Annotated in this window: 24 protein-coding genes, 1 tRNA gene and 1 pseudogene; 13 read left to right on the forward strand and 13 right to left on the reverse strand. The window is 69.8% G+C overall.

Annotated features, from left to right (window positions below; all coding sequences use genetic code 11):
- Positions 1–150 precede the first annotated feature (150 nt).
- The gene (locus FREUN1FDRAFT_RS09565) at positions 151–1,023 is read left to right on the forward strand and encodes an LLM class F420-dependent oxidoreductase (protein WP_006539810.1); all 873 of its coding nucleotides are present in this window, start codon (positions 151–153) and stop codon (positions 1,021–1,023) included.
- Between the two features lie 167 nt (positions 1,024–1,190).
- Here FREUN1FDRAFT_RS09565 and FREUN1FDRAFT_RS09570 read toward each other — a convergent pair whose 3' ends face one another.
- Entirely contained in the window at positions 1,191–2,021 is an 831-nt protein-coding gene (locus FREUN1FDRAFT_RS09570; RefSeq protein ID WP_006539811.1) for a patatin-like phospholipase family protein, read from the reverse strand.
- 406 nt (positions 2,022–2,427) lie between these two features.
- On the opposite strand from FREUN1FDRAFT_RS09570, the gene FREUN1FDRAFT_RS09575 reads away from it, so the two are divergent.
- Both FREUN1FDRAFT_RS09575 and FREUN1FDRAFT_RS09580 read left to right on the forward strand, forming a co-directional pair.
- On the forward strand, positions 2,428–3,675 hold the full coding sequence (locus FREUN1FDRAFT_RS09575; protein ID WP_006539812.1) for a hypothetical protein: 1,248 nt from the start codon (positions 2,428–2,430) through the stop codon (positions 3,673–3,675).
- A 123-nt stretch (positions 3,676–3,798) separates the two neighbouring features.
- Positions 3,799–4,488 (forward strand): hypothetical protein, encoded by a 690-nt coding sequence (locus FREUN1FDRAFT_RS09580; protein WP_035951126.1) that lies wholly within the window; start codon positions 3,799–3,801, stop codon positions 4,486–4,488.
- Between the two features lie 32 nt (positions 4,489–4,520).
- On the opposite strand, the gene FREUN1FDRAFT_RS09585 is transcribed toward FREUN1FDRAFT_RS09580, so the two are convergent.
- The 5 genes from FREUN1FDRAFT_RS09585 to FREUN1FDRAFT_RS09605 all read right to left on the reverse strand — a co-directional run bounded on the left by FREUN1FDRAFT_RS09585 (position 4,521) and on the right by FREUN1FDRAFT_RS09605 (position 8,120).
- Positions 4,521–4,892 carry a TSUP family transporter gene (locus FREUN1FDRAFT_RS09585; RefSeq protein WP_006539814.1) on the reverse strand — a complete coding sequence of 124 codons (372 nt, stop codon included), beginning with the start codon at positions 4,890–4,892 and terminating at the stop codon, positions 4,521–4,523.
- A complete protein-coding gene (locus FREUN1FDRAFT_RS09590) occupies positions 4,889–5,488 on the reverse strand; it encodes a rhodanese-like domain-containing protein (RefSeq protein ID WP_006539815.1) in 600 nt (199 codons plus the stop codon). The genes FREUN1FDRAFT_RS09585 and FREUN1FDRAFT_RS09590 overlap by 4 nt, the downstream gene beginning before the upstream one ends.
- Complete coding sequence (locus tag FREUN1FDRAFT_RS09595) at positions 5,485–6,999, reverse strand: rhodanese-like domain-containing protein (RefSeq protein ID WP_006539816.1); 1,515 nt, start codon at positions 6,997–6,999, stop codon at positions 5,485–5,487. Before FREUN1FDRAFT_RS09595 ends, FREUN1FDRAFT_RS09590 begins: the two co-directional genes overlap by 4 nt.
- A 364-nt stretch (positions 7,000–7,363) precedes the next feature.
- The gene (locus tag FREUN1FDRAFT_RS09600; protein ID WP_232295127.1) at positions 7,364–7,627 is read right to left on the reverse strand and encodes a metal-sensitive transcriptional regulator; all 264 of its coding nucleotides are present in this window, start codon (positions 7,625–7,627) and stop codon (positions 7,364–7,366) included.
- A 58-nt stretch (positions 7,628–7,685) separates the two neighbouring features.
- Positions 7,686–8,120 (reverse strand): helix-turn-helix transcriptional regulator, encoded by a 435-nt coding sequence (locus FREUN1FDRAFT_RS09605; protein ID WP_035951147.1) that lies wholly within the window; start codon positions 8,118–8,120, stop codon positions 7,686–7,688.
- Positions 8,121–8,223: 103 nt separating this feature from the next.
- Between FREUN1FDRAFT_RS09605 and FREUN1FDRAFT_RS46085 the strand changes: the two are divergent.
- From FREUN1FDRAFT_RS46085 to FREUN1FDRAFT_RS09620, 3 genes and pseudogenes are all read left to right on the forward strand, one after another.
- Positions 8,224–8,556 (forward strand): annotated as a pseudogene (locus FREUN1FDRAFT_RS46085) (ArsI/CadI family heavy metal resistance metalloenzyme); the annotation flags it as partial.
- Positions 8,557–8,821: 265 nt separating this feature from the next.
- The gene (locus FREUN1FDRAFT_RS09615) at positions 8,822–9,532 is read left to right on the forward strand and encodes an aquaporin (protein ID WP_083828638.1); all 711 of its coding nucleotides are present in this window, start codon (positions 8,822–8,824) and stop codon (positions 9,530–9,532) included.
- Between the two features lie 39 nt (positions 9,533–9,571).
- Positions 9,572–9,979, forward strand: coding sequence for an arsenate reductase ArsC (locus FREUN1FDRAFT_RS09620; RefSeq protein ID WP_006539821.1), 408 nt, complete (start codon positions 9,572–9,574; stop codon positions 9,977–9,979).
- A 193-nt stretch (positions 9,980–10,172) separates the two neighbouring features.
- On the opposite strand, the gene FREUN1FDRAFT_RS09625 is transcribed toward FREUN1FDRAFT_RS09620, so the two are convergent.
- From FREUN1FDRAFT_RS09625 to FREUN1FDRAFT_RS09650, 6 genes are all read right to left on the reverse strand, one after another.
- Positions 10,173–10,610: a hypothetical protein gene (locus FREUN1FDRAFT_RS09625; RefSeq protein WP_035951130.1), complete on the reverse strand. Its 438-nt coding sequence runs from the start codon at positions 10,608–10,610 to the stop codon at positions 10,173–10,175.
- An 88-nt stretch (positions 10,611–10,698) separates the two neighbouring features.
- Positions 10,699–11,547 (reverse strand): hypothetical protein, encoded by an 849-nt coding sequence (locus FREUN1FDRAFT_RS09630; RefSeq protein ID WP_006539823.1) that lies wholly within the window; start codon positions 11,545–11,547, stop codon positions 10,699–10,701.
- 5 nt (positions 11,548–11,552) lie between these two features.
- Positions 11,553–12,482 (reverse strand): GNAT family N-acetyltransferase, encoded by a 930-nt coding sequence (locus FREUN1FDRAFT_RS09635; protein WP_006539824.1) that lies wholly within the window; start codon positions 12,480–12,482, stop codon positions 11,553–11,555.
- A 137-nt stretch (positions 12,483–12,619) separates the two neighbouring features.
- A complete protein-coding gene (locus FREUN1FDRAFT_RS09640) occupies positions 12,620–13,249 on the reverse strand; it encodes a hypothetical protein (RefSeq protein WP_006539825.1) in 630 nt (209 codons plus the stop codon).
- A gap of 34 nt (positions 13,250–13,283) precedes the next feature.
- Positions 13,284–13,874 (reverse strand): M57 family metalloprotease, encoded by a 591-nt coding sequence (locus tag FREUN1FDRAFT_RS09645; RefSeq protein ID WP_006539826.1) that lies wholly within the window; start codon positions 13,872–13,874, stop codon positions 13,284–13,286.
- Positions 13,875–14,687: 813 nt separating this feature from the next.
- Complete coding sequence (locus FREUN1FDRAFT_RS09650) at positions 14,688–14,969, reverse strand: hypothetical protein (RefSeq protein ID WP_157474552.1); 282 nt, start codon at positions 14,967–14,969, stop codon at positions 14,688–14,690.
- 616 nt (positions 14,970–15,585) lie between these two features.
- On the opposite strand from FREUN1FDRAFT_RS09650, the gene FREUN1FDRAFT_RS41290 reads away from it, so the two are divergent.
- Positions 15,586–16,032, forward strand: coding sequence for a GNAT family N-acetyltransferase (locus FREUN1FDRAFT_RS41290; protein WP_232295125.1), 447 nt, complete (start codon positions 15,586–15,588; stop codon positions 16,030–16,032).
- A gap of 557 nt (positions 16,033–16,589) precedes the next feature.
- On the opposite strand, the gene FREUN1FDRAFT_RS09655 is transcribed toward FREUN1FDRAFT_RS41290, so the two are convergent.
- Positions 16,590–16,661: transfer RNA gene (locus FREUN1FDRAFT_RS09655), tRNA-Arg, on the reverse strand.
- A 73-nt stretch (positions 16,662–16,734) separates the two neighbouring features.
- Between FREUN1FDRAFT_RS09655 and FREUN1FDRAFT_RS09660 the strand changes: the two genes are divergently transcribed.
- The 6 genes from FREUN1FDRAFT_RS09660 to FREUN1FDRAFT_RS09690 form a co-directional block, all read left to right on the forward strand.
- Positions 16,735–17,121, forward strand: a complete 387-nt coding sequence (locus tag FREUN1FDRAFT_RS09660; protein WP_006539829.1) for a response regulator transcription factor — start codon at positions 16,735–16,737, stop codon at positions 17,119–17,121.
- 222 nt (positions 17,122–17,343) lie between these two features.
- On the forward strand, positions 17,344–19,047 hold the full coding sequence (argS, locus tag FREUN1FDRAFT_RS09665) for an arginine--tRNA ligase (RefSeq protein ID WP_006539831.1): 1,704 nt from the start codon (positions 17,344–17,346) through the stop codon (positions 19,045–19,047).
- Between the two features lie 5 nt (positions 19,048–19,052).
- Positions 19,053–20,366: a homoserine dehydrogenase gene (locus FREUN1FDRAFT_RS09670; RefSeq protein ID WP_006539832.1), complete on the forward strand. Its 1,314-nt coding sequence runs from the start codon at positions 19,053–19,055 to the stop codon at positions 20,364–20,366.
- A complete protein-coding gene (gene thrC / locus FREUN1FDRAFT_RS09675) occupies positions 20,363–21,487 on the forward strand; it encodes a threonine synthase (protein WP_006539833.1) in 1,125 nt (374 codons plus the stop codon). Before FREUN1FDRAFT_RS09670 ends, thrC begins: the two co-directional genes overlap by 4 nt.
- The gene (gene thrB, locus FREUN1FDRAFT_RS09680; RefSeq protein ID WP_006539834.1) at positions 21,484–22,512 is read left to right on the forward strand and encodes a homoserine kinase; all 1,029 of its coding nucleotides are present in this window, start codon (positions 21,484–21,486) and stop codon (positions 22,510–22,512) included. Before thrC ends, thrB begins: the two co-directional genes overlap by 4 nt.
- A gap of 510 nt (positions 22,513–23,022) precedes the next feature.
- The coding region (locus FREUN1FDRAFT_RS09690) for a Rho termination factor N-terminal domain-containing protein (protein ID WP_006539835.1) at positions 23,023–23,539 on the forward strand (517 nt) is incomplete at its 3' end.

The following is a 23,539-nucleotide window of genomic DNA, read 5'->3' on the forward strand; positions in this document are numbered from 1 at the left end:
ATGGGTGGTGGTCCGTGGCGGGAGGTCTGGGTGCACGTTGTCCGGGGTGGACGTCGCACGGGCGGATGCTGGTGTCGACAGCGTCGCCGCGTGGTCTGATGACGGGAACAAACCGAGTCCCGGACGGCCGCGCCGTTGGGAGGAGACGACGTGCGACTTGGCGTTCAGATTCCGGACTTCACCCGTCCCACGGGGCCCGCGGACCTCGGGCCCGCGCTCGCCGAGGTCGCCCGGGAGGTGGACACGGCGGGGTTCGACTATCTGGCGGTGATGGACCACTTCTTCCAGATCGCCTTCGTCGGCCCGCCCGAGCACGACATGCTGGAGGCTTACACGACACTCGGCTTTCTGGCGGCGAACACGAGCCGGGTCACCCTCCTGACGTTGGTCACGGGGACCGTTTACCGGGAACCGGGGGTTCTGGCCAAAATCATCAGCACCCTCGACGTGCTCTCCGGCGGCCGGGCGATGCTCGGCATCGGCGCGGCCTGGAACGAGGAGGAATCGGTCGGGCTGGGCATTCCCTTTCCGCCCGTCGCGGAGCGGTTCGAGCGGCTCGAGGAGACCCTGCAGATCTGCCTGCGGATGTGGTCGGAGGACGAAAGCCCCTGGTCCGGGAAGCACTACCAGCTGGCCCGGCCGCTGAACGTTCCCGCGCCGCTCACCCGCCCGCACCCGCCGATCATGATCGGCGGTGGGGGAGAGAAGAAGACGCTGCGGCTGGTGGCGAAATACGGGCAGGCCTGCAACCTCTTCTTCGGTCCGGAGCTGCGGCACAAGCTGGACGTCCTGCGCCGGCACTGTGACGCCGAGGGGCGCGATTACGACGAGATCACCAAGACCTGCTACTACTCGTTCGACGTGGGTCCCTCCGGCGAGAACGTCGGGCGAATCCTGGACGATCTCGGTTCGCTGGCCGACCTCGGCGTGTCGGTCGCGCTCGGGAGCGTCGCCGGCGTGTGGGACGTCGAACCGCTGCGGATCCTGGGCGAGCGGGTGGTCCCGGCGGCCGCCAAGCTCTGACCCGGGACTCACGGCCCGGGACCGACCGGCCGGGCTCACGGCGCCGGCCTCACGGCGCCGGCCTCACAGCGCAGGATCCGAGGTCGGCGTCCTGGGCCCGGACTGGGGCCCGGCACCGGCGGCCGAGACCAGCCGCCGGCGCCGGGCCGGTCCGGGGGAGCGGCGGGTCAGCCCTTCCACAGGTCGCGGACGCTGTCCGCGACCGCGGCGGCCTGTGCCCGTCCCGCCCGGGCGGCGTCGGCACGGATCGCCGGGTCGAGAATGTTCGAGCCGAACGCGGCCCGGGACGTCTCGTCCGCGGCGACCACGAGTACCCGGCTGCCCGCGCGTTCGAGGCGCCGCACCTCGGTCGGAATGCCCAGGCCGTTGACCGGGGCGAGTATCAGCACCCGTTCGTGGCCCTCCGCCAGATCGGCATTGATCACGGATCGCATTCCGCCGTCGACATACCGGCGGTGGTCCACGGTCACCGGCGGAAACACGCCGGGCAGTGCGGAGCTCGCCGCCACCGCGTCGACCAGGTGGACTCCCGAGTCGCGGTCGAACGCCACCCAGTCACCCGTTTCGGCCTCCACCGCCACCACCATCAGGCGACGGCGGGGCCATTCGCGCACGGGCAGCCGGCCGGCCACGGTCTGCCAGCGATCCTCTTCTGAGGGGACCGCGGCAGCCAGCGCGTACGCACCGATTCGGGCCCTGGCGTCGCGTGCGCCCCGAGAGCCCGCGGTGACCTGGGCAAGGGTCGACATGAGTTCGCTGTAGTCGAATTCGACGGTCGGTTCAGCGGCCGGGTCGGCGGGAGCCAGCTGCCGTGAATACAGCAGGTCCAGGTCCGCGCCACTGCTGATCATCGTGCCCACGGCAGAGCCTGCCGAGGTTCCGACGACCAGATCGGCATCGGTCACATCGATGCCCGCCTCCGCGAGACCGACCAGCAGGCCGATCTCCCAGGCGATGCCGGCCACGCCTCCGCCGCCGAGGACCAGCGCGTGCCGCATCCAACACACCTCTCCGCGACGGCCCTCGTCAGGGCGCGTCGCTTTCAGAAGGGCTTTTGGGAAGTACGCACCGGAGGTGGCAAGCCACCGCCGAAATCACCCGACAGTGCCATGCCATTGCGGCATGGAGATCGCTGCGGTGTAGATAAAGGGGCGGTGACCAGGCTCGATCGACAGCGGCCCGCCTGTGCGTTAGAGCAAGTGCGGCGGGCGGCGGTCGGGGAGCCTTCTCCAGCCGGGTTCGGTGCGAATCGTGTCGCGGCCTCCGGATCCGCATCGCGAGGGGGTGTCGGGGTTCACGTCCCGGGATAGCCGATCCGGGTCTGCAGTGCCAGGGTGACATTGCCAGGGTGACATTCCGGGGCAGGTCACCATGCCGAACATCGGAGCATCTTCGGGAGGTCATATGACCGCGGCCATTGACCGGACGTCCCTGGCGCGAAACGAACACTTCACATTTCGGGCGAACCATGGCGTCGGGCGGCACGGCTGGCTTCGCCTCACCCCCGCGTTCGGGGTTCGGCTCGTGCGGGCCCGTCTACGCGAGCTGCCCGCCGGATCGGTCGTCACGGACCCCTTCTCGGGGACCGGAACCACGCCTTTGGCCGCGGCCGAGCTCGGGCATCTCGGCCAGAGCACCGACGTCAACCCGTTCCTGGTCTGGCTGGGCCGGGCGAAGGTCCGCCATTACCCGCGCGACACCCTCGAGCAGGCCAGTGCCGCGGCCCGGGACGTGGCGGCCGGCGCCGCCCGCAGCGATCGCGACAAGGCGCTGTGGCAGCCGGACATCCACCGGATCGAGCGCTGGTGGGGACCGGGTGAGCTGCAGGCGCTGCGGGCGCTGCGGGCCGAGATAGACGCCTTCAGCGGTCCGGTCGCGGACCTGCTCCAGATCGCGCTGTGCCGGGTGCTCATCTCCGTCAGCAACGCGGCCTTCAACCACCAGTCGATGTCCCTGCGCGCCGGCGCCCCGGCTGTGGGGGCCGCGATCGCGCGGGCCACGATCGCGCGGGCCGCGATCGCGAGATGGGAGGCCGAGGCCACGGACCTCATCGAGTCGGCCCGCCTCGACCTGCCCGGCACGGCGACCGTCCACGAGGGGGACTCCCGCGGATGCCCCGCCCAGCTGCGCCCGGCCGACCTGGTGCTGACCAGCCCGCCCTACGTGAACCGGATGTCCTACATCCGGGAGCTGCGGCCTTACATGTACTGGCTGCGCTTCCTCGACCGCCCTGTGGAGGCCGGGCAGCTCGACTGGCGCGCGATCGGCGGCACGTGGGGCAGCGCGACGTCGAGGCTGCGCACCTGGCTGCCGAGCACATGCACGCCGGTCGACGACGAGCTCGACGCCGTGTGCGCGCGCATCGCCGCCGCCGACGACCGGAGCGGTCCGCTGCTGGCCGCGTACGTCCGGAAATACCACCACGACATGTGGCTGCACTTCCAGGCCAGCACCGGTCTCGTCCGGCCCGGCGGGCGGATCTCCTATATTGTTGGAAACTCCACCTTCTATGGTCACGGCGTACCCGCGCAGGACTGGTACGCCTGTATGCTGCGCGAGCTCGGCTATGTCGGTGTAGAGGTCGAGGTAATACGGAAGAGGAACTCGAACAAGGCTCTCTTCGAGTTCGATGTCCGGGCCTTCCGCCCGTGACATGCCTGGTACGGACCGACCCACCGGCAAGTCCGTCGGACGGCCGTCGTCCGGCCGCCTGCGATTATCCTCGGGATGGCAGGGGAAAATGATTCCGACGGAAGCGGGGCGGACAGATATCAGGTGACGACCACCACGACCAGAACACCACCGAAATCGACACCCGCGACCCGGGTCGCCGTCATCGTCGCAGAGGTTGCAGCGCCGGCGGTGCTCGTCACGGCGCTGCTCGCGCTCATCGCCTGGCACGATGCGCCGGATCCCGCGCACGCCCTGCTCTGGGGTGCCGTATCCATCCTGTTCGGAACGGTCATCCCGATGGCGTTCATCTTTCACGGGGTGCGGCAGCGCCGATGGTCCGGCCATCACGTTCCCGAACGCAGCAAACGGATGGCGCCGATGCTGTTCGGCTGCGCGTCGGTGAGCGCCGGCTGCTTTCTGCTGGCGGTGCTGGGCGCACCGCGGAATCTGGTCACCGTGTACGCGGCGATCATCGTCGAGGCGCTGATTCTCACGGTGATCACGAAGTTCTGGAAGATCAGCGGACATGTGGCGGCCGCGGCCAGCTGTGCCACCGTCGTCCTTTTCGTGTTCGGCCCGGCGTTCGTGTTCGGCTGGCTGCTGGTCCCGGTCGTGGCATGGGCGCGGGTACAGGCCCGGACCGCCCGCCTGGCCGAAGGCCCGGTGGAGGGCCAGGGCTCCGCAGCGGATCATGACGAGCTTGACGGTCACACCCCGGCGCAGGCCGTCGCCGGCGCGGTGGTGGCCGCGGTGACGGTCACGGCCGCCTACCTGCTCGCCGGCGCCAGGTAACGGGCCGCCCGGCGGGACGTCACTTCGGGGCGTCAGCTGCTGGGCGGGTTGACGGTGGCCTGGACGGCGACGAACGCGGCGACGGCGAGCACGAGGTACGCGAAGGACCCGCGCAGGCGGTCGGCGGGCAGGTTGACACCGAACCGTCCGGCCAGCAGTGAGCCGATGATCGCGGTGGCGGTGAACACGGCGGTGATGCCGTGGTCGAGCGTGGCGTCACCGGCATGGGCGGCGAAGCCGGCGGCGGAGTTGATGACGAGGACAGCCAGGGAGGTGCCGACCGCCAGGGGCATGGGCAGGCCGAGGAACAGCACGAGCGCGGGGACGGCCAGGATGCCGCCGCCACCGCCGAGCAGGCCGAGCAGGACTCCGATCGCCGCACCGAGGCCCAGCGCGGCGATCACGGCCGCGGGCCGGCCAGGGCCGCGATGACGCCGCCGATGTCGAGGCGGGGGCCGCGGTTGTAGGGGAGCTTCGCCAGCAGCATCGCCATCGTGCAGGTGTTCGTCAGGGCCGCCACGGTCAGGCCGGTGCCGATCCCCGCCGCGACCCACTTCGCGCGGGGGATCACCGTGCTGGCCACGACCGAGCCGAGCACGATGGAGCCGGCGACGAGGCGGACCTGCCGTTCGAGCTCCCAGCGGGGTCGGCCGGCGCGCACGGGGGCGTCCAGGGCCTGCCAGGCGCCCAGGCCACCGTTGAGGACCCGCGGGGTCGCCACGCCCGCCGCGGCGAGGTCCGCTGCGGCCGCGGTGGCACGCTGCCCGGAGCCGCAGACGAGCACGACGTGCTCGTCGAGGTGGGTGCGCAGGTCGTCGAGGTGGGCGCGCAGCAGATCGAGCGGAACGTTGTGGGAGCCGGGAATGTGGGCCGTCTCGAACTCGCCCGGGGTGCGCACGTCGACCAGCCGCGGTGGCTGCGCCGTGCCCATCAGCTGTGCCAGGGTGGCCGCGTCGATCGTGGCGGCGCTCCCGCCGGCGGTGGGGGCGTTGCGGGTCATCGGATCTCCGTTTCGTTGTTGACGAAGGTCAGGCCGGCATCGGCGGCGGCGGGAAAGTCGTCGTCGAGATGCACCACCTGGCGGCCGGCGCGTTGCAGCAGGCTGGCGGCGACCGCGGCGCGGTACCCGGATCCGCAGTGCACCCAGACGGTGCCGGCGGGGATCTCGCCGAGCCGGGCCGGCAGGTCGGGCAGGGGGATGTGCATGGCGCCGTCGAGGCGGCCGGCGCGCCACTCGTTGCCCAGGCGCACGTCGAGCACGACATCCGGCGCCGGCAGCGACAGCGGCAGTGGCGGTGACTGCGGCGGTGGCGGTGACTGCGGTGACGGCGACAGCGGCGACAGCGGGAGAGACGGCGGCGGCAGTGGAAGCCCGGGCGGGACGGTTCCGCGGCGGGCGGCGGCGAGGTCGGCGAACGTGGCGGTGGCGAGGCGGGCGAGGTGCTGCTCCTCGCCGGCGGCCCAGCGGTCGGGATCGCCGGTCGCGGCGGCGGCGGGCCGGTCGATGCCGATGCGGGCGAGTTCGCGCTGGGCGTCGGCGACCTGCTGCTCGCTTTCGCCGAGCAGGGTGATCGGCGTACCCCATGGGGCCAGCCAGCCCAGCCAGGTGGACATCGGTCCGTCCAGGCCGAAGCTCAGCGTGCCGGCGAGGTGCCGGTGCGCGAACGCCCTGCGCGAGCGCAGGTCGACCACCCACTCGCCGGCGGTGATCCGCTCGCGCAGCTCGGCCGGGTCGGCCCGGCGGGCCGGGGTGAGATCGACCGGCGCGGCACCGTCGGCGTTACGGGCACCCATGTGCGCGTAGTAGGCCGGGTAGGCGTCGAGCCCGGCGAGGACCTCGGTGACGAACGCGTCGCTCTCCAGCCGCAGCGCGGGGTTGACCTGCCGTTCCCGGCCGATCGTGGAGGCACGGGCGTCGGACTGGGTGGCGGAGCAGAAGCTGCCGAACCCGTGGGTCGGCCAGATCCGCGTGCCGTCGGGCAGCAGGTCGGCGAGGCGGCGCGCCGAGGCGTGCTGCTGCGCGGCGAGGGTGTGGGCGTGGCGCTGGCCGAGCAGGTCGGTGCGGCCGGTGGTGCCGAACAGCAGCGACCCGCCGGTGAACACCCCCACCGGCCCGCCGGTGGCGTCGAGGACGTACGACAGGTGGTGGAACGTGTGCCCGGGAGTGGCGACCACCCGCAGCCGCATCACGCCCGACACCGCGATCTCGTCGCCGTCGGCGACAGGGAGGCGGTCGAAGCCCACCACGTCGCTGGCCGCGACCAGATACCGGGCGCCGGTGATCCGGGCCAGGGCGAGCCCGCCGGAGACGTAGTCGTTGTGCAGGTGCGTCTCGGCGACGTGGGTGACCCGGACCCCGAGCCGCCCGGCCACGGCGAGGACCCGGTCGATGTCACGCTGCGGATCGACCACGACCGCGACCTGCCCGTCGTGCGCCAGGTAGCTGCGATCACCCAGCGACGAGGTCTCCACGACCTGGACGTCGATCCGGACATCCGCTCCCACGGTCATCGGCTTTTCCCTTCGGCTCGTCTGGTCGTCTGCTCATCTGTTCGCCGGTCGCGCCTGCTTGCTGGTCGTGCCTGGTCGCTGACGTCGAGGTGGTGCGGGTGCGGCCGGGTCAGCGGCTCGCCGGCGTCCCGCGGAGTGCGGGCCGGCACCTGACCGGTGCCCGGCGGCGGCGCGACGGCACCCACCGATGCCCGGCGGGACGGAACCGCCAGGTCGGCCCGTCGGCGCCGCCCCCGGACGGGCGCCCCTATACCCGGGGGGGTATCTGCGGAACCTGCTACAGCGGCGCCGCGCCACGCGGGCGCTGGGACTGCCTCGCGGCTCCGCCGCCCGCGCTGCCTCGGGATGCGCCCCGTTACGGGCGTCAGGACAGGGCCATGAACAGCCTCTCCAGTTGATCCTCGGTCAGCGGTGGCTGCTCGCCGCGTTCGCGCGCGGCCTGGCACTGGCGCATGCCGGTGGAGATGATTTTGAAGCCCGCCTTGTCCAGTGCCCGTGACACCGCCGCGAGCTGCGTCAGCACCCGCTCGCAGTCGTCCGCGTTCTCGATCATGCCGATGACGGCGCCGAGCTGACCGTGGGCGCGACGCAACCGTGTCAGCGCGTCCGACAGGATCGCGGCGTTCATCTCCACCAGGCCACACCTCCATGGCGAGGGTACCCCCCGGGGTATCTGCGCCGTCCCGCTACGGAGCGGTGGCAAAGGCAACAGGTGCCGGTGCCGGCGTGAGCATCGCGGCGAGGGTGGCCATGGTGCCGGGCACGGGACGGTAGTAGGCCCACACGCCGCGTTTCTCGCGGGTGATCAGACCGGCGTCGACGAGGACCTTGAGGTGGTGGCTGACGGTGGGCTGGGTAAGGCCGAGCGGTTCGGTGAGCTCGCAGACGCAGGCCTCACCGCCGTCACGTGCGTAGATCATGGACAGCAGCCGCAGCCGGGTGGGCACGGCGATCGCCTTGAGAACGGTGGCGAGCCGCTCGGCGTCCTCGACGGACAGCGGCTCGCGGGCCAGTGGCCCGCAACAGGCCGAGAGCGCTCCCGTCAGTGCCCCCGTGACCTCGGGGGCCTCGGCACGAGGGGCGAGGGCGGGGCTCGGGGCCGGCGGGGGTGTCGTCGCCATGGATCCCAGCATGCCCCAGGACATTGACAGTCGTCTATTTGGTCGGTCATCCTCAGCTCGTCGAGACATAGACGACTGTCGATGTGATCGTGGGGGGTTCGTGATGCAGCGGGTGCAACTGGCGCTGAACGTCTCGGATGTGGACGCGGCGGTGGAGTTCTACCGGAGGCTTTTCGGGGCCGAGCCGGCGAAGCGGCGGCCGGGGTACGCGAACTTCGCGATCGACGCGCCGCCGTTGAAGCTGGTCCTGATCGAGAACCCGGCGGCGCGTGGCGCCGGGGTCGCCGGGGCGCTCAACCACCTGGGCATCGAGGTCGGGACGTCCGAGGATGTGTCCGCGGCCACCGCGCGGCTCGACGGAGCCGGACTGGCGACGGCGGTGGAGGAGAACACAGCCTGCTGCTACGCCCTGCAGGACAAGGTGTGGGTCGACGACCCGGACGGCGCGCCGTGGGAGGTCTACACGGTGCTCGCCGACGTCGCCGAGATGGCCCGTCCAGGGGCGACGCCGTCGGTCGGCGAGCGTGCAGAGCGTGCCGGGGGCCGGGCTCCGCCTGCGACTGCGGCCCGATCTGCGCGTCCGTCGCGGCGGACACGGACGCCACCGCATCCACCGCATCCACCGCAGCGACCGCAGTCACCGCATCCACGGCGGAGCCGGGACCGGCCTCGGCCGGCTCCTGCTGCTGAACCCGACGCCCGTGACGAATGCATCAGCGGGCCATCCGCCGCTGGCACGGCCGCCGCTGGCACGACGGCTGCTCGCCGAGGTGCTGGGCGGCCTGCTGCTGGCGGCGCTGGTCGTCGGCTCCGGAATCGCCGCACAGCAGTTGAGCCCCGGCCAGGTCGGCCTGCAGCTGGTCGAGAACGCCGCGGCGACCGCCGCCGGCCTGTACACGATCATCCTGATGGTCGGGCCGGTGTCCGGCGCCCACCTCAACCCGGTCGTCACGGTGGTCGACGCCGCGTTCGGTGGCCTGCCGTGGCGGGACGCCGCCGCCTACCTGCCGGCCCAGGCCGCCGGCTGCTGCGGCGGCGCGATCCTGGCGAACCTGATGTTCGACGGCCCGGCGGTGTCGATCTCGACGCACCACCGGGCGTCGGGCGCACACCTGCTCGCCGAGGTCGTCGCCACCGCCGGGCTGATCCTGCTGATCTTCTCGCTGACCCGGACCGCCCGGGCGGAACGGGCACCGGCCGCGGTCGGCGCATACATCGGCGCCGCCTACTGGTTCACCAGCTCCACCAGCTTCGCGAATCCCGCGATCAGCCTCGGACGGATGCTCTCCGACACGTTCGCCGGTATCGCCCCCGCATCCGTCCCGCCCTTCGTCGCCGCCCAGGTCGTTGGTGGCCTGGTCGGCTACTGCCTGGTCCGCGTGCTTTACCGACCCGCACCTGCCGGACTGTGAGCGGGAGGTTTCCCGCACTGTGAAAGGACGGAGCCATCCGTGCCCGAGAAACCGTCGATCCTGTTCGTCTGCGTGCACAACGCCGGCCGCTCTCAGATGGCCGCCGGTTTCCTCACCCACGTTGCCGGCGACCAGGTCGAAGTCCGCTCCGCCGGCTCAGTTCCGGCAGCCGAGGTCAACCCGGTGGCCGTGGCCGCGATGGCCGAGATCGGCATCGACATCGCCGCCGCGACACCGAGGATCCTCACCGCCGACGCGGTCGCTACCTCGACCCTGGTCATCACCATGGGCTGCGGCGACGCCTGTCCGGTCTTTCCCGGCGTCCGCTACGAGGACTGGAAGCTCGACGACCCCGCCGGCCTGGACCTCGCCGCCGTCCGCCCGATCCGCGACGCGATCCGCGCCCACGTCGAAACGCTTCTGAACGAACTCCTGCCCACCGCCTGACGCACTGAGTGGTTTCCCACGACGGCCCGACAACCATGCCGAACAGTCCGCCCGGCCTGCCGATGGGAGGTACTGGGGGAGGCGCATCCGGACACGTTGACGGCGCCGGGGAGCTGGACGGTAGGCGCGGGCGATCCGCTATTTGCTGCGCCATCGCTTCGCCAGCTCGATCGTGACTCGCCGGCTCGGCCCTTCAGACGGGTTCGGGAGAGGTGCAGCCGCGCAGGCGGTTGACGACGAGATCGGCATAACCAGGCCTGGTCTCCTCCGCGCTGTCGATGGACGTGCAGACGAACCGCCACCGAGCTGGACCGGCGCCGCGGAACCGGGCCTCGCTGCGGTCCTCGACGACGCTGATGCCATGTCGGGTGTCACTGGTGAGCGAGTAGACGGTCGGATCGCCCTCCGTGTCGAGCACGGTGCTTTCGAGCGTCGCTGCGCGCCCAGCGGCGACCGCCTCGACGAAGCACCGTCGCGCGTCCCCGGCGGCCAGGCTGCCTGGCCCGATCCGCTCGCTCCCGCAGTCGACGACGGCCGCCGGGCCGGTGCCGCCGCTGGTCGTCGAAGACGGCGACCGCGACGGCGTCAGCTCACCCGAGCTTGCGCAGCCGGTCACCGCAAGGGTTGCCACGAGTGAGGCATGAGCGCCGACAACCGTCAGCCTGCGAGCAATGTCCTTTGACGTCATGGCTTTTGGACGCACGCACCAGCCGCGCGGTTCACTCTGCCGACGAACCGCCCCGTGACCTCCGGCCTTGGGTAGCCCGCGAAACGAGCTCCGGTGCCGTCCCCGTCTGGAAGTGCAGCAGGCAGGTGAGGCGGGCGGTGTTCCCGATCCTCCAGATCCACGGATCGCTGATCTCGCAATCTGTCAGGCCGCTGTCCAGTACTGCTTGCTGTATCGCATACGGGTTGGTGCCCGTGAAGAAGTTTCCCCGCCGGATGCAGTCGTCGAGGACTTCGGCAAGGCTTGGAGAGGCCGCTGGGTAGATCAGTTCCGGGCAGGTCACCGATGCGACGACGTCAACGACCAGGAGGCCGTGGCCGCCCGGGCGAAGAAGCTTCATCATTTGATCCAGATGCTCCGCCCGGGTTCTGAGGAGGGCGGTGTGCATCGCGAGGTCCGTCGGATCGTCGTACCGTGCGGCCACTGTGGCGAACAGCTGTGTGAGCACCCCCGCCGACAGCACTACGTCGAACGATCCGCGAAGCTCCGACAACGGGGCTGTCGAACAGGGGTCGCCCAGGAGGTCGGCCCCGACGACCTCCAGCCGCTCGTCACGTTGCAGGCCGTGTCTCGTCAGTGCTCTCCGGAGACCGGCGTCGTCGACGTCAAGCAGGAACATCGAGGATGCAGCGTCAAGAACCACCCGGGCATCCAGGTCATTCAGGTTCCCGGCGCCGAGGACGAGAAACTTCCTGTGGCCGGTGGGGCGCGCCGCGAGGGCTGTCAGGACGGCTGCCGTCACCTGCTCCCGATGATCGCCGCACCGGGTCCATTCGTCGACGGTCGTCCGGTTGCTGTCGGCCTGGACGCGCAGTCGGTCAGCGGCACTCTCCACCCGCATGCCCGCTACTCTTCTTCGGTATCGATGGCCGGGCGGTTGGTGCCAGAATCACGAAGCTCGGAATCACGAAGATTCTGGAAACGCTCGCGCGTCACGGCGAGTATCAGTCTGTCCCAGTAACGTCCCTGGTAGAAGAAATGCCGCTTCAGGCGGCCCTCGAACTCGAACACCTTCCCTTCCCCGGACCGTATGGCGGCGAAGTTCTGTTCGGGGACCTCCAAGTAGATCTTGTGAAATCGCCAGTTGTCGAAGACGTGCCCGAGGAACTTCCCGACGACCTGTACGGCCTGGCCGGAGCCGCTGACCCGCGGGGTGAACACGGCGCCGAGACTGGCATGGCCATTGTTGACGTCGGCCCCGTAGCAGACCACAAGGCCGACAGGCTCACCATCGGCTCGGCGCCGAACCACAAACTGCGTGAGCACGCTTTGCCACAGCTCGGTTTCGAACTTCTCCACCGGAGGGACACGGCCCTGGTAACGCCAGCGGTGCCCGGTCTCGCTGGACGTGGCGAGCGCATAAAGGAAAGGAACGTCCGAATGTACGGGGGGGACCAGGTCGAAAATCGCTGTCGTCAGCGGAGGCGTCAGCACCAGCCTCCCTTGTCGGGAAGCCGGCTTCGTGGCCGTGGCTTCTCGGCCGTCGTCTCCGGCCTGCGCGACCGTGCGGGTGCCGGCCGAGCCACCGTCACTGGTCCGTGAGTGGTACAGCGAACGCAACTCGCCGAATGTCTCGGCCAGGCCGCCGTCAGAATAGGCCAGGCCGAGATCCGAAGCGATGCCGTGAAGTTCGAGCATCTGTAGCGAGTCGAACGCCAGGTCCTCGACGAACCGCGCGTCCTCGGTCAGATCCCCGATTGCCAGATCGAACTGGCTGGCCAGCAGGGCTCTCAACCGATCGGTATCTGATTCGGTGACGTCGCTGACGAGACCCACGCTCGCACCCTTCCGATTCTCCGAGTTGTCGAAACACTGTGGAGCGGTAACCGCTGTAGGCGCGGCCTCGTACGAGTCGGCAAGGCCGCAACCGGTGTCCCCTTGCGAGCCTTGCCGGAAACCGGGCCTGACCTTCTTCAGCTCGCCGCGGGAGTAGGTGGTGTGGGAGCTTCGGTGGCCTCGCTCGGCGCGCCGGGCGTGACGGTCTCGGTCGTCGCGGGGGCGCCTGGTGCCTTCCGCACGTCCGCCTTCATGTCGTCTACATTTATCTCCGCCGGAAGATCGGGAGACTCCGTGTCCAGGAGCCGGAGACGCCCGGATTTCTCCAGGTAGAGGCCGGCCTCGACGCCGACGACGACGTACTGGTTGGTGGTATCCGTGCCGGGCAGCTCGAACTTGTCCAGGAAGAGAAGGTAGGATTCTCCCGCTGTCAGTATGCCGGGCTCCGTGGGGCCGCCCGTCTGGCGAATCCGAAGCGCAGGGGGGACCTTGCCGCGAATCGCCTCGGTCACCTCGACATCGGTGATGGTAAAAGGAGTCCCGGAGATGAGTGCGATCTCCGACTTGTCGGTTGCCCGTACCCGGGCGACCAGGTCGGAATCGGCAGTCAGGCCGGCCACTGAATCGTAGTAGCTGGCGCGGAGCATTTCTCCGGAATGGCGGGGGGTGTTATTGGATTCGTCCTCGTTCTCCGCGCTGGAGCATCCGGAAAGAAGCACGGCGGCCAGCGAGACGATTGCCGGGATCGCGAGACTTTTCCGAGCCACTGCTAGTTCCTCCTGAGGATGTTTCCCGGTGGCGTCAGAAGTACCGGACAAGGGCGCCGTCGATGTCATCCGTCTGAGGGAGCCAGATGCCCCGGTAGTCGTACCCGATGCCGTCGTACATTATTACGTACGGGTTCTCCAGAACATTCATGTGGGCCAGTCCGATAGTGTGGCCGAGTTCGTGTGTGAGGACCGCGTTGTTATTGTTGTTGGGGCGACCGTCGGTCAAGGACCGGTTGACCTGTGCCGTTATGTGTTGGACCCCGTTTGGATAGTGCCCGTTGGTGCATACATTGGATTTGTCTGCATTCCCGTACCAGCCGATGTTGCCGTAGTAGTCTGCGACGACCTTGAAGTCTGCCTGGTCTTTGTCGCCGGACCCCACGGCCTTGAACTCGACTTCGGCCACCGTGTTGTTCCATGCCGTCATCATGCTGTCCCAGCCGGCTCCGTAGCCGGCCTGGCTGTACGCGAGATTCGCGACCGTGACTGTGGTGTGGTCCCACCTGCAGTTGGCGGAGAAGAAGTGGTACGCCTCGGCGGGATTCGCGTCGACGACCGTGTACCCATACGTGGCCACGGCAGTCGTGAGCGCGATGGCGCCACTCCGAATGACGCGATTCATGGAACCTCCAGGAGGTTGTATTTCTTCATGGTGGTGCTGATCGGGAAGGCTGGCATCTGGTTGATGAAAATGCGGATATATTGAGGTCGTTCGCGAAGTCGAAAAGTCGGCCCCGGACGTTCTCCGAGTATTCGGACCGCCTTCGCTCGCAGGGCTCCGCCTAAGCGTCAGTCAAGAGATGACGGAGGGCTGGAAGTCAGGAGAGCGTCCGCTGTGCATCTGTCGGTACCCGGTTTCCGTCTTGATCTCCTTGGTGCTCCCCGGCGACTCGAACGGCGTCGGAATAAAGCTCGGACCAGCTAGTAAGCTCGCTTCGGCTGAGGTGAGAAATGCGACCGTTTCTACGCTCCCTGCGCCGGCCGAGCGTGCCATTCGATTCAGAAGTGGGCCATGACGAGCTGGCGACCTCGCCTGGGAGAGGGGCGGGACCGCCGTAAGCCAGTTCACGGAGAACTTCGAAGGAGACAACGGTCCCGCGCCGCCCGCCGAAAGCTGGTGCTTCAGTTTGGCACACTGTCACGCACTGCGTCCAGCAGTTGACGTACGCGAACCGTGCATGGGCCTGGAGGTTGACAGTCTGCTGATTACGACAGACCTCTTTGGGAGGTTCGGGGGCTGGTCACCAGAACGGTGTCCGCGGACATGCGCTCAGGATCAGTGAAGGACGAGAATTCTTACTGCCACGAGATCGGCAGCCTGCATGATCATGGACGGGAGGTGAACACCTGCTGGGGGACCCTCAACCGCATCGGGCCGAGTTTCAGAGCCAGGCGGCAGCCGGAAATCGACCCCGATCCTCGATCTGGTGCCGCATCAGGCTACGTCGGTGCCGTCGAACGCGAAGTAGCGCAGGACCCTGAACTGGGCCTCGATCCTGTTCAACCCGCTCCAGCCGGTCGGGGTGTGGGCGATCTTGACGTTGGCCGCCGCGGGCCGATCCCCGACCCGACTGTTGGTCCTGGTGGACAGGTGTGGGGAGAAGTCGCCGCAGATGACCCGCGATCCGTCCGGCGGATCAGCGAGTCCCGGCATTACACCGACGACGGCGGCGAAGCACATCCTGCTGCACTGGCAGCACTGAGCGCTGTGCGGCATCCGGCCGTCCGACATCGACGACTGGAGCGCCGGGATGGCGGAGATGACAGCGCCGGACTCGGTGGCACTGTTACACGGTTCTGCCCGGCCCACTGCGGCGGGCGGTGAAGGGCCGGATCATCGACGATCCGTGCATCGACATCGAACTTCGGGCCAGGGGGACCGTCCGATCGCCTGGGTGCGCTGCGGCACACGGCTGCGTTGCTGATGTTCGGCGCGGGTCTGACCCGGTTCGACGTGCAACGGTGACTGGGCACCGCCCACCGAATCCGATGGCGGATGTCCACACCCATCTGATGCGGCAGCGCTACACGGAGGGCCGGACGGCGATGGGGCGCTACAGGAGCGAGGACGCAAGGCCGTCTGACCGGGGGGCTACGGGCGCCCCTTACCCCTTCCCCGGCGGGATCGTCGTGCGCACCGCCGGGGAACGGCGCTCATGCTTGAGGCTAAGACCGTCGGGCGTGATCAGGGGTCCAGTATGGAAGTCGTGACGGTCTCCCCAGGCGCTCGGTTTGCGATACGTCATAGGACGCCGAGAAAGGATTGACTGCATACCCACACCAGTCACACTCAGTGTGTGGATCTGGTGATACGGCCACTGGTTACCGCGGATGTGGAAGAGGTGGTTGCATTGTCGGCGGGTGCATGGGGCCCGGTTTTCGCATCGGTCGAACAGGTGCTTGGGCGTGCCGTTTTTCTTCGGGTATGGCCGGACTGGCCCGTGTCTCATGCGGAGTATGTGCGCGGGGCCCGCCGGGGAGATGAAGCCAGGGTCTGGGTTGCGGACGTCGACGGACGCGCCGTCGGTTTCGTCGCTGTCATCATTGATCGGGAGTCGAGCCGCGGCGAGATCGAGATAATATCCGTGGATCCGCGCCATCAACGGAAGGGCATCGCGGGTGTCTTGATTGCGCAAGCCATCGAGTACATCCGAAGATCTGGATGCGGCGTTGCCATCGTCGAGACCGGCGGTGATCCGGGTCATGCTCCCGCACGAGCCACCTACGAAAGCGCCGGTTTCACGGCACTGCCCATGGCCCGATACCACAAGAATCTCTGAGGCGGTCCTTGCGCACAAGCGCTGTCGCTGTCTCACGCGCAGTCGCGATGATGGCCTGGCACCACGGAGTTCACCCGCGCCGTACGAGGTGATGATCCTCGTCCGGTTACGGGCGGATCTGGAGGCGTTGCGGGCGGAGGCTGACCGCTCAGGAGACTCGGCGGAGGTCGCCGAGATCGACGATCGGCTAGGCGGACGCGGAGCTGGTGAACCTCGGCCTGCGCGGGAAGATCGCTCCGGATTCGAGGGACCGGCCTCGGCGGGTTCGCTTGACCCTGCACCGGCAGGACTCGGCGGATCTCCCTCGGTGATGCTCGGGCTGGCCAGAACGAAGATCTACGAACTGGCGACCACGGGTGAACTCGCCTGGGCACCGAGGCCGGGCGTGCAATCGGACGTCGTGGTCGGACGTCGTGGGCGGCGGGCGAACCCCGCTGGCACCATAAAACCCCGACCACCCAGGGGTGCCAGCCGTGCGGGGGTTTGGGGGTCGCCCCCCAGCAGGATGACGCGACGCGAAGGCTCAGCCCTGCTGAGCACAATCCACCCAAGTCGCGTGCCCCCGGCAGGATTCGAACCTGCGCACCCGCCTCCGGAGGGCGGTGCTCTATCCCCTGAGCTACGGGGGCTCCAGGGCAACGAGGCATACCGTACCAGGTGGGATCGGCAGACTGTGCAACCCGGTGCCCGTAAGCTTCGCCCGTGTACTTCAGTGCCCCCCGCGTGCTCGTCGTGGACGACGACGCCGTGATCCGTCAGCTCGTGGTCGTCAACCTCGAACTGGAAGGTTTCGAGGTGCACACCGCTGTCGACGGTGCTGACTGTCTTGAACGGGTCCATGAGATCGCGCCGCAGGTGATCACGCTGGACATCATGATGCCGCGGGTGAACGGCTGGGACGTCGCCGCGCGGCTGCGTGACGATCCGGCGACGGCCGGCATCAAGGTGATCATGCTTACCGCGCGTGCGCAGGAGGCAGACGTCAAGCGCGGTGCGCGCCTCGGCGTGGACTACTACCTGACGAAGCCGTTCGACCCCGATCTGCTGATCGGGGTGGTCAGCCGCCTCGCGGCGGGCCAGCCGGTCTGAACGTCCGGCTCCGGTAGCAGGGTCGGTGCGGATGCCGGCGGCGCGGCGGGGGCTGGTGCCGGTGTGTCCTTCCGTGACCTTCCTGAAGACGCCACCGACTGCGCGCGGAACGTCCCCAATGGGCGCTGCCTGGGGCGATGCCGAGCGGGGCGCGGCACCCTTCGCCGCCCGGTCCGTACGCGCGGCGACCGGAATGGCCGGGCGCGCCGATAGCATCGCGACATGACCCCCGCCGAGCTGGCCGACTCCATCGTCGCGGCCGTTCGTGATGCCGTCGCAGGCGGTGAGCTTGATGTGCCCGTGCCCACCACGGTCACGATCGAGCGCCCGCGGCAACCTGAGCACGGTGACTACGCGTCACCGGTCGCCATGCAGCTGGCGAAGGCGGCCCGCCGCCCGCCCCGGCAGGTGGCCGAGCTTCTCGCGGCGCGCCTGCGAACGAGCCCGGGAGTGGCGGAGGTCGAGGTGGCCGGGCCCGGCTTCCTGAACATCCGGCTCGCCGGCGCCGCCCTCGGCGGGATCGCGCAGGCCGTCGTCCGTGGCGGTGCGGCCTACGGCCGTGCGACCACGCCTCGGGGCCTGCGGGTGAACCTGGAGTTCGTCAGTGCGAACCCCACCGGCCCGGTGACGCTGGCGTCCACACGCTGGGCGTCGGTCGGTGACGCACTGGCCCGGGTGCTGGCAGCGGCCGGCTACGAGGTCGGCACCGAGTACTACGTGAACGACGCCGGGGTGCAGGTCGAGCGGTTCGGGGCGTCGATCCTGGCCGCGCTGCGCGGCGAGCCCGCGCCCGAGAACGGGTACCACGGCGCCTATGTCGCCGAGATCGCCGCGCGGGTCGTGGCGGCGAACCCCGGCCTGGAGCAGCTCGTCGCCGCTGGGTCCGGTGGCCAGGTGGCGGATGAGAAGGCGCTCGCGGTCTGCGCTCGTGACGGCGTCGAGATGATGCTCGCGGAGATCCGTTCGACGCTGGCCGGCTTCGGGGTCGAGTTCGACCTGTGGAAGTCGGAGCGGAGCCTGCACGAGGCCGGCGAGCTGACCGCGGCCATCGAGGAGCTCCGGGCGAAGGGGCACGTCTTCGACGCGGACGGCGCGGTCTGGCTGCGCACCACCGACTTCGGCGACGACAAGGACCGTGCCCTGGTCAAGAGCGACGGGCACCCGACCTACTTCTGCGCCGACGCGGCCTACTACCGGGACAAGCGCCGCCGCGGGTTCGACCGGCTCTGCTACCTGCTGGGCGCCGACCACCACGGCTACATCGGGCGGCTGCGCGCGATCGCGGCGTGCTTCGGTGACGATCCCGAGCAGACCCTGGATGTGATCATCGGCCAGCTGGTGACCCTGTCGCGGGGCGGGGTGGCCGTGAAGATGTCCAAGCGTGCCGGCACGTTCCTGACGCTGCACGACCTGGTGGACGCGGTCGGTGTCGACGCGGCACGGTACTCGCTGGTCCGGGCGTCGATGGATTCGTCGCTCGACCTCGACCTCGACGTGATCGCGCGACAGACCAACGACAACCCGGTCTTCTACGTCCAGTACGCGCATGCCCGGATCAGCTCGCTGATCCGCAACGCGGCCGCGCTGGGCCTGGCGACCTCCGCTGATCCGGCGTTCGACGTCGAGGCGGTCGATGTGTCGCTGCTCACCCATCAACGGGAGGTGGAGCTTCTCGGGGCGCTGGGTGAGCTGCCGCGGGTGATCGAGTCGGCGGCGGCCCTGCGGGCGCCGCACCGCATCGCCCGGTATCTGGAGGAGCTGGCTGGGACGTACCACCGCTTCTACGACTCCTGCCGCGTGCTGCCCCAGGGCGACGAGGAGGCGACGGTGCTGACGGCCGCCCGGCTGTTGCTGGTCGAGGCGACCCGGGTCGTCCTCGCGAACGGGCTGCATCTGCTCGGCGTCGGCGCGCCGGAACGGATGTGAGGCGAATGACGATCGACGGGGGGCGTCCGCGCCCGATGAGAATCGCGATGCTCGGCTGCGGCGTCGTCGGCACCGAGGTGGTGCGTCTGCTGCGTACGCATGCCGACGACCTGGCCGCCAGGGTCGGCGCTCCGCTGGAGATCGCCGGAATCGCTGTCCGCGACCCCGACCGGGTCCGCGGGATCACAGTCGACCGGGCGTTGCTCACCACCGATCCCGGCGCGCTGGTTGCCCGGGATGACATCGACATCGTGATCGAGGTCGTCGGCGGCATCGAGCCCGCGCGCAGCTGGCTGCTCGCCGCGCTGCAGTCCGGGAAATCCGTGGTCAGCGCGAACAAGGCGCTGCTCGCGACGCACGGTTCGCTGCTGCACGACGCGGCGGCCGCCGCGGGTGTCGACCTGTACTACGAGGCCGCGGTGGCGGGCGCGATCCCGCTGCTGCGGCCGCTGCGCGAAAGCCTCGCGGGGGACCGGATCCGCCGCGTCCTCGGCATCGTCAACGGCACGACGAACTACATCCTCACCCGGATGGACGAGACCGGGGCCTCCTTCGACGACGCGCTGGCCGAGGCCGGCGCGCTCGGGTACGCGGAGGCTGATCCGTCCGCGGACATCGACGGCTTCGACGCCGCCGCCAAGGCGGCGATCATCGCGCAGCTCGCGTTCCACACCCGGGTGACCATCGACGATGTCTACCGGGAGGGCATCCGCGGGGTGACCGCCGCCGACATCGCCAGCGCCCGTGAGCTCGGCTGCACGGTGAAGGCCCTCGTGATCGCCGAGCGCGCCGGCGACCGGCCGGGTATCAGCCTGCGGGTCCACCCGGCGATGATCCCCCGTTCACATCCGCTCGCCGGCGTGCGCGAGGCGTTCAACGCGGTCTTCGTCGAGGCCGAGGCCGCCGGGCAGCTCATGTTCTACGGCCGCGGGGCGGGCGGCGCGCCGACCGCGTCGGCGGTCCTCGGTGACGTGGTCGCGGTCGCCCGCAACCGCATCGCGGGCCGGCAGGGCCCGGGGGAGTCCGCGTACGCGGCGCTGCCGGTCCTGCCGATGGGGCCGACGGTCACCAGCTACCACCTGCAGCTCGACGTCACGGACAAGGCGGGTGTGCTGGCGTCGGTGGCCGGTGCGTTCGCCCGGCACGATGTCTCCATCAGAAGTGTTCGTCAGGACGGCCGTGGCGACGACGCCAGCCTCGTCCTGGTCACCCATCCGGCCGCGGACGCGGCGCTATCCGCGACCGTCGAGGACCTACGTGTCCTCGACGGGGTACGGGCAGTGTCAGGCGTGGTACGGGTCGAGGGAGTTGAGTCATGACCACGATGTCGTCGATGCCGGTTTCGAGTGCGTCGAGCTCCGCTGAGGTCTCCGGGCAGCTGCCGCGGGCCTGGCGCGGAATCATCGAGGAGTATCGGGACCGGTTGCCGGTCACGCCGGAGACTCCGGTCATCACCCTGCGGGAAGGCGGCACGCCGCTCCTGCACGCGGATCACCTGTCGCAGCTGACCGGGTGTGATGTTCATCTCAAAGTCGAAGGGGCCAACCCGACGGGCTCCTTCAAGGACCGGGGCATGACGGTCGCGATCAGCCGTGCGGTGGGGGAAGGCTCCCAGGCCGTCATCTGCGCCTCCACGGGGAACACCTCGGCCTCGGCCGCGGCCTACGCCGCCCGGGCCGGCCTCACCTGCGCGGTGCTCGTGCCCAGCGGCAAGATCGCGCTCGGCAAGCTGGCTCAGGCACTGGTCCACGGGGCGCGCCTGCTGCAGGTCAGCGGCTCGTTCGACGACTGCCTGCGCGTCGCCCGCGAGCTGGCCGACACCTTCCCCGTGACCCTGGTCAACTCGGTCAACCCACACCGCCTCGAAGGCCAGAAGACGGCGGCCTTCGAGATCGTGGAGGCGCTCGGCCGGGCGCCGGACGTGCACTGCCTCCCGGTCGGGAACGCCGGGAACATCACGGCCTACTGGCGTGGCTACGTGGAGGAGGACACCCGCGTCGGCAGCGGCCGCCCGCGCATGTTCGGCTTCCAGGCCGCCGGTGCGGCGCCCATCGTGCGCGGTGAGGTCGTGACCGCGCCGCAGACCATCGCCACCGCGATCCGCATCGGCAATCCTGCGTCCTGGGATTTCGCGACCGATGCCCGCGATGCCTCCGGTGGCCTCATCGACGCGGTCAACGACCGCCAGATCCTCGCCGCCTACCGGCTCCTTGCGCGCCGTGAGGGCGTCTTCGTCGAGCCGTCCAGCGCCGCCAGCGTCGCCGGGCTGCTGGCCGCCCACGCCGACGGTCGGCTGGACGCCGGTCAGCGCGTGGTCTGCACGGTCACCGGCAACGGTCTTAAGGACCCCGACTGGGCCATCAGCGGAGCCGCGAAGCCCGAGACCATCCCGCCGACCGTCGCCGGGGCCGCGCAGGCCCTTGGCCTGCGCAACCTGTGACAGCCGTCAGTGGTCGGGCCGCCGCGGCCCACGAAGCCACCCACGCCACCGGGGTCGCGGTGAGCGCGTCCGTGGAGGCGGCGGAGCAAGCTGGTGAGCCGACCGCAGGTGGGGTCCGGCTGCGAGTACCGGCGTCCAGCGCGAATCTCGGGCCGGGCTTCGACGCTCTCGGGATCGCCCTCGGCCTGTACGACGAGGTGTCCGTTCACCCGACCCGATCCGGTCTCACCATTGACGCGGTTGGCCCGGACGTTGTGCCCGCCACCGAGGATCACCTTGTGGTCCGGGCCATCCGGGCCGCCTTCGACGAGATCGGCTGGGCCCAGCCCGGCCTGGCGCTGCGCTGCGTGAACCGGATCCCGCATGGCCGCGGGCTGGGCTCGTCGGCCGCGGCGATCGTGGCGGGAGTAGCGGCGGCCGACACCCTTGCGGGCTCCCCGCTCGGCCCGGCCGGCCGGCTTCGGTTGGCGACCGCGATCGAAGGTCATCCCGACAACGTCGCGGCCGCGCTGCTCGGTGGTCTTACCGTGGCCTGGTTCGAGGCGGGCGTTCCGCAGGCACTGCGGGTCGAACCGGCCGGTGAGGTACGACCCGTCCTGTTCGTCCCATCCCGCCGGCAGTCGACCGAACAGGCGCGGGGTGTGCTGCCTGGGCAGGTGTCGCACGCCGACGCGGCGGTGAACCTCGGGCGGGCCACCCTGTTGGCTCTCGCGCTCAGCGGCGCGGAACCCGCTGTGGCCGTGGGTGCCGAGCGTTCCAGGCTCCTGCTCGCCGCGACCGAGGACCGCCTGCACCAGCCCTACCGGCTGCCCTTGCTTCCCGCGTCCGCGGATCTGGTGCGGCGGCTGCGGGCGGAGGGAATCCCGGCGGCGCTGTCCGGGTCGGGGCCCTCCGTCGTGGCGCTCGCCGTCGGCGGGGGTCAGGCCGCGGCCGCGATCGGCGTGGCCGCGCCCGGGTTCTCGGTGATCCCGCTGACTCTCGACACCGAGGGCGTACAGGTGGAGACCGTCGACTCCCAGGAGTAGTGAGCTAACTCCTACTGGTGTACAAATGGCGGTGCCTGACCGGTTTGGGTGCCAGGAAGGGGCTCCGGGTAGTCATCGAGAGTCCCTCGTGACGTCATTGAGAGATCCAGAGGTCTCTAGGTTGTTGCCGAGGTGTCTCCGTCTGGATAGTCTGATGACTGCACCCGCTGCCGCCGCGGCGCGTGCTCGCCCCCGCCAGCCTGATCTGGTCCTTCGTGGTGACCAAGCTGTGGTGGAGCCTCACCTCAGCGATCGGTCGCACACGGTGGCTGGTCCTGGTCAGGGATCCCGGTGCTTCAAGCCTCGTCGCCGTTGCCTCGGCTGGCGTACCGGCACCTGTCGGCGGGAAATCGGGTTCGCTCGCGGCTGTCGGCCGTCAGGGCCTTTGAGGGCGCGTTGCTCGCCGTTCAAATGGTGCTGCATCTCCACACATCCGGCATGCGCGCAGGCGAAGAAAGTTCACACGCTACGCCCGGCCTGAGAGGCCGGTTCCTTCCGGGAAGGAAAACCTTGAGCGACACCACCGACGTGCTGCCCGACAGCGCACGTGAGTCTGCGGCGCCTGCCTCGCCCGTCGACAGTCCCGCTGCGGCCGGCACGACGACCGTGGACTCCGCCGACCCGATCGGATCGAACGGCAACCACGCCGCTTCGGCCGGATCGGCGGCGGCTCCCCGGCGCCGGAGGTCCGGCACCGGCCTGTCCGCGATGCTTCTGCCCGAGCTGCAGGCCATGGCCTCGCAGATGGGCATCCCCGGGGTCGGTCGACTCCGCAAGGGCCAGCTGATCGCAGCCATACAGAATGTTCAGAGTGGAGACGCGGCGACCCGACCGGTGCCCAGATCCTCAGCGGCGCCGACGGCGGCCGCCGATTCCGTAGCTTCCGCCACCGCTGACCAGGCCGTGTCGGAAAAGCCCGCCGCCGCGGGCACCACCGTCACCGCAGCGCCGTCGGCCGAGGAGAAGGCCGCCACCGCGCCGACGCAGGGCGGCGCGCCCGCCGCGGCGCCGGCCGGCACCGAGGCGC

Origin of the sequence: Parafrankia sp. EUN1f (assembly GCF_000177675.1) — a bacterium.
Taxonomy (GTDB): Bacteria; Actinomycetota; Actinomycetes; order Frankiales; family Frankiaceae; genus Parafrankia.

Coding starts and splice junctions, on each gene's coding strand:
- FREUN1FDRAFT_RS09630 (WP_006539823.1), bottom strand. CDS start 11,547: ATGCGGGTGGAGAGTGCCGCTGACCGACTGCGCGTCCAGGCCGACAGC.
- FREUN1FDRAFT_RS09605 (WP_035951147.1), bottom strand. CDS start 8,120: ATGGCGACGACACCCCCGCCGGCCCCGAGCCCCGCCCTCGCCCCTCGT.
- FREUN1FDRAFT_RS09575 (WP_006539812.1), top strand. CDS start 2,428: ATGACCGCGGCCATTGACCGGACGTCCCTGGCGCGAAACGAACACTTC.
- FREUN1FDRAFT_RS09600 (WP_232295127.1), bottom strand. CDS start 7,627: ATGAACGCCGCGATCCTGTCGGACGCGCTGACACGGTTGCGTCGCGCC.
- FREUN1FDRAFT_RS09570 (WP_006539811.1), bottom strand. CDS start 2,021: ATGCGGCACGCGCTGGTCCTCGGCGGCGGAGGCGTGGCCGGCATCGCC.
- argS (WP_006539831.1), top strand. CDS start 17,344: ATGACCCCCGCCGAGCTGGCCGACTCCATCGTCGCGGCCGTTCGTGAT.
- FREUN1FDRAFT_RS09650 (WP_157474552.1), bottom strand. CDS start 14,969: ATGCCGCACAGCGCTCAGTGCTGCCAGTGCAGCAGGATGTGCTTCGCC.
- FREUN1FDRAFT_RS09595 (WP_006539816.1), bottom strand. CDS start 6,999: ATGACCGTGGGAGCGGATGTCCGGATCGACGTCCAGGTCGTGGAGACC.
- FREUN1FDRAFT_RS09670 (WP_006539832.1), top strand. CDS start 19,053: ATGACGATCGACGGGGGGCGTCCGCGCCCGATGAGAATCGCGATGCTC.
- FREUN1FDRAFT_RS09590 (WP_006539815.1), bottom strand. CDS start 5,488: ATGACCCGCAACGCCCCCACCGCCGGCGGGAGCGCCGCCACGATCGAC.
- thrC (WP_006539833.1), top strand. CDS start 20,363: ATGACCACGATGTCGTCGATGCCGGTTTCGAGTGCGTCGAGCTCCGCT.
- FREUN1FDRAFT_RS09645 (WP_006539826.1), bottom strand. CDS start 13,874: ATGAATCGCGTCATTCGGAGTGGCGCCATCGCGCTCACGACTGCCGTG.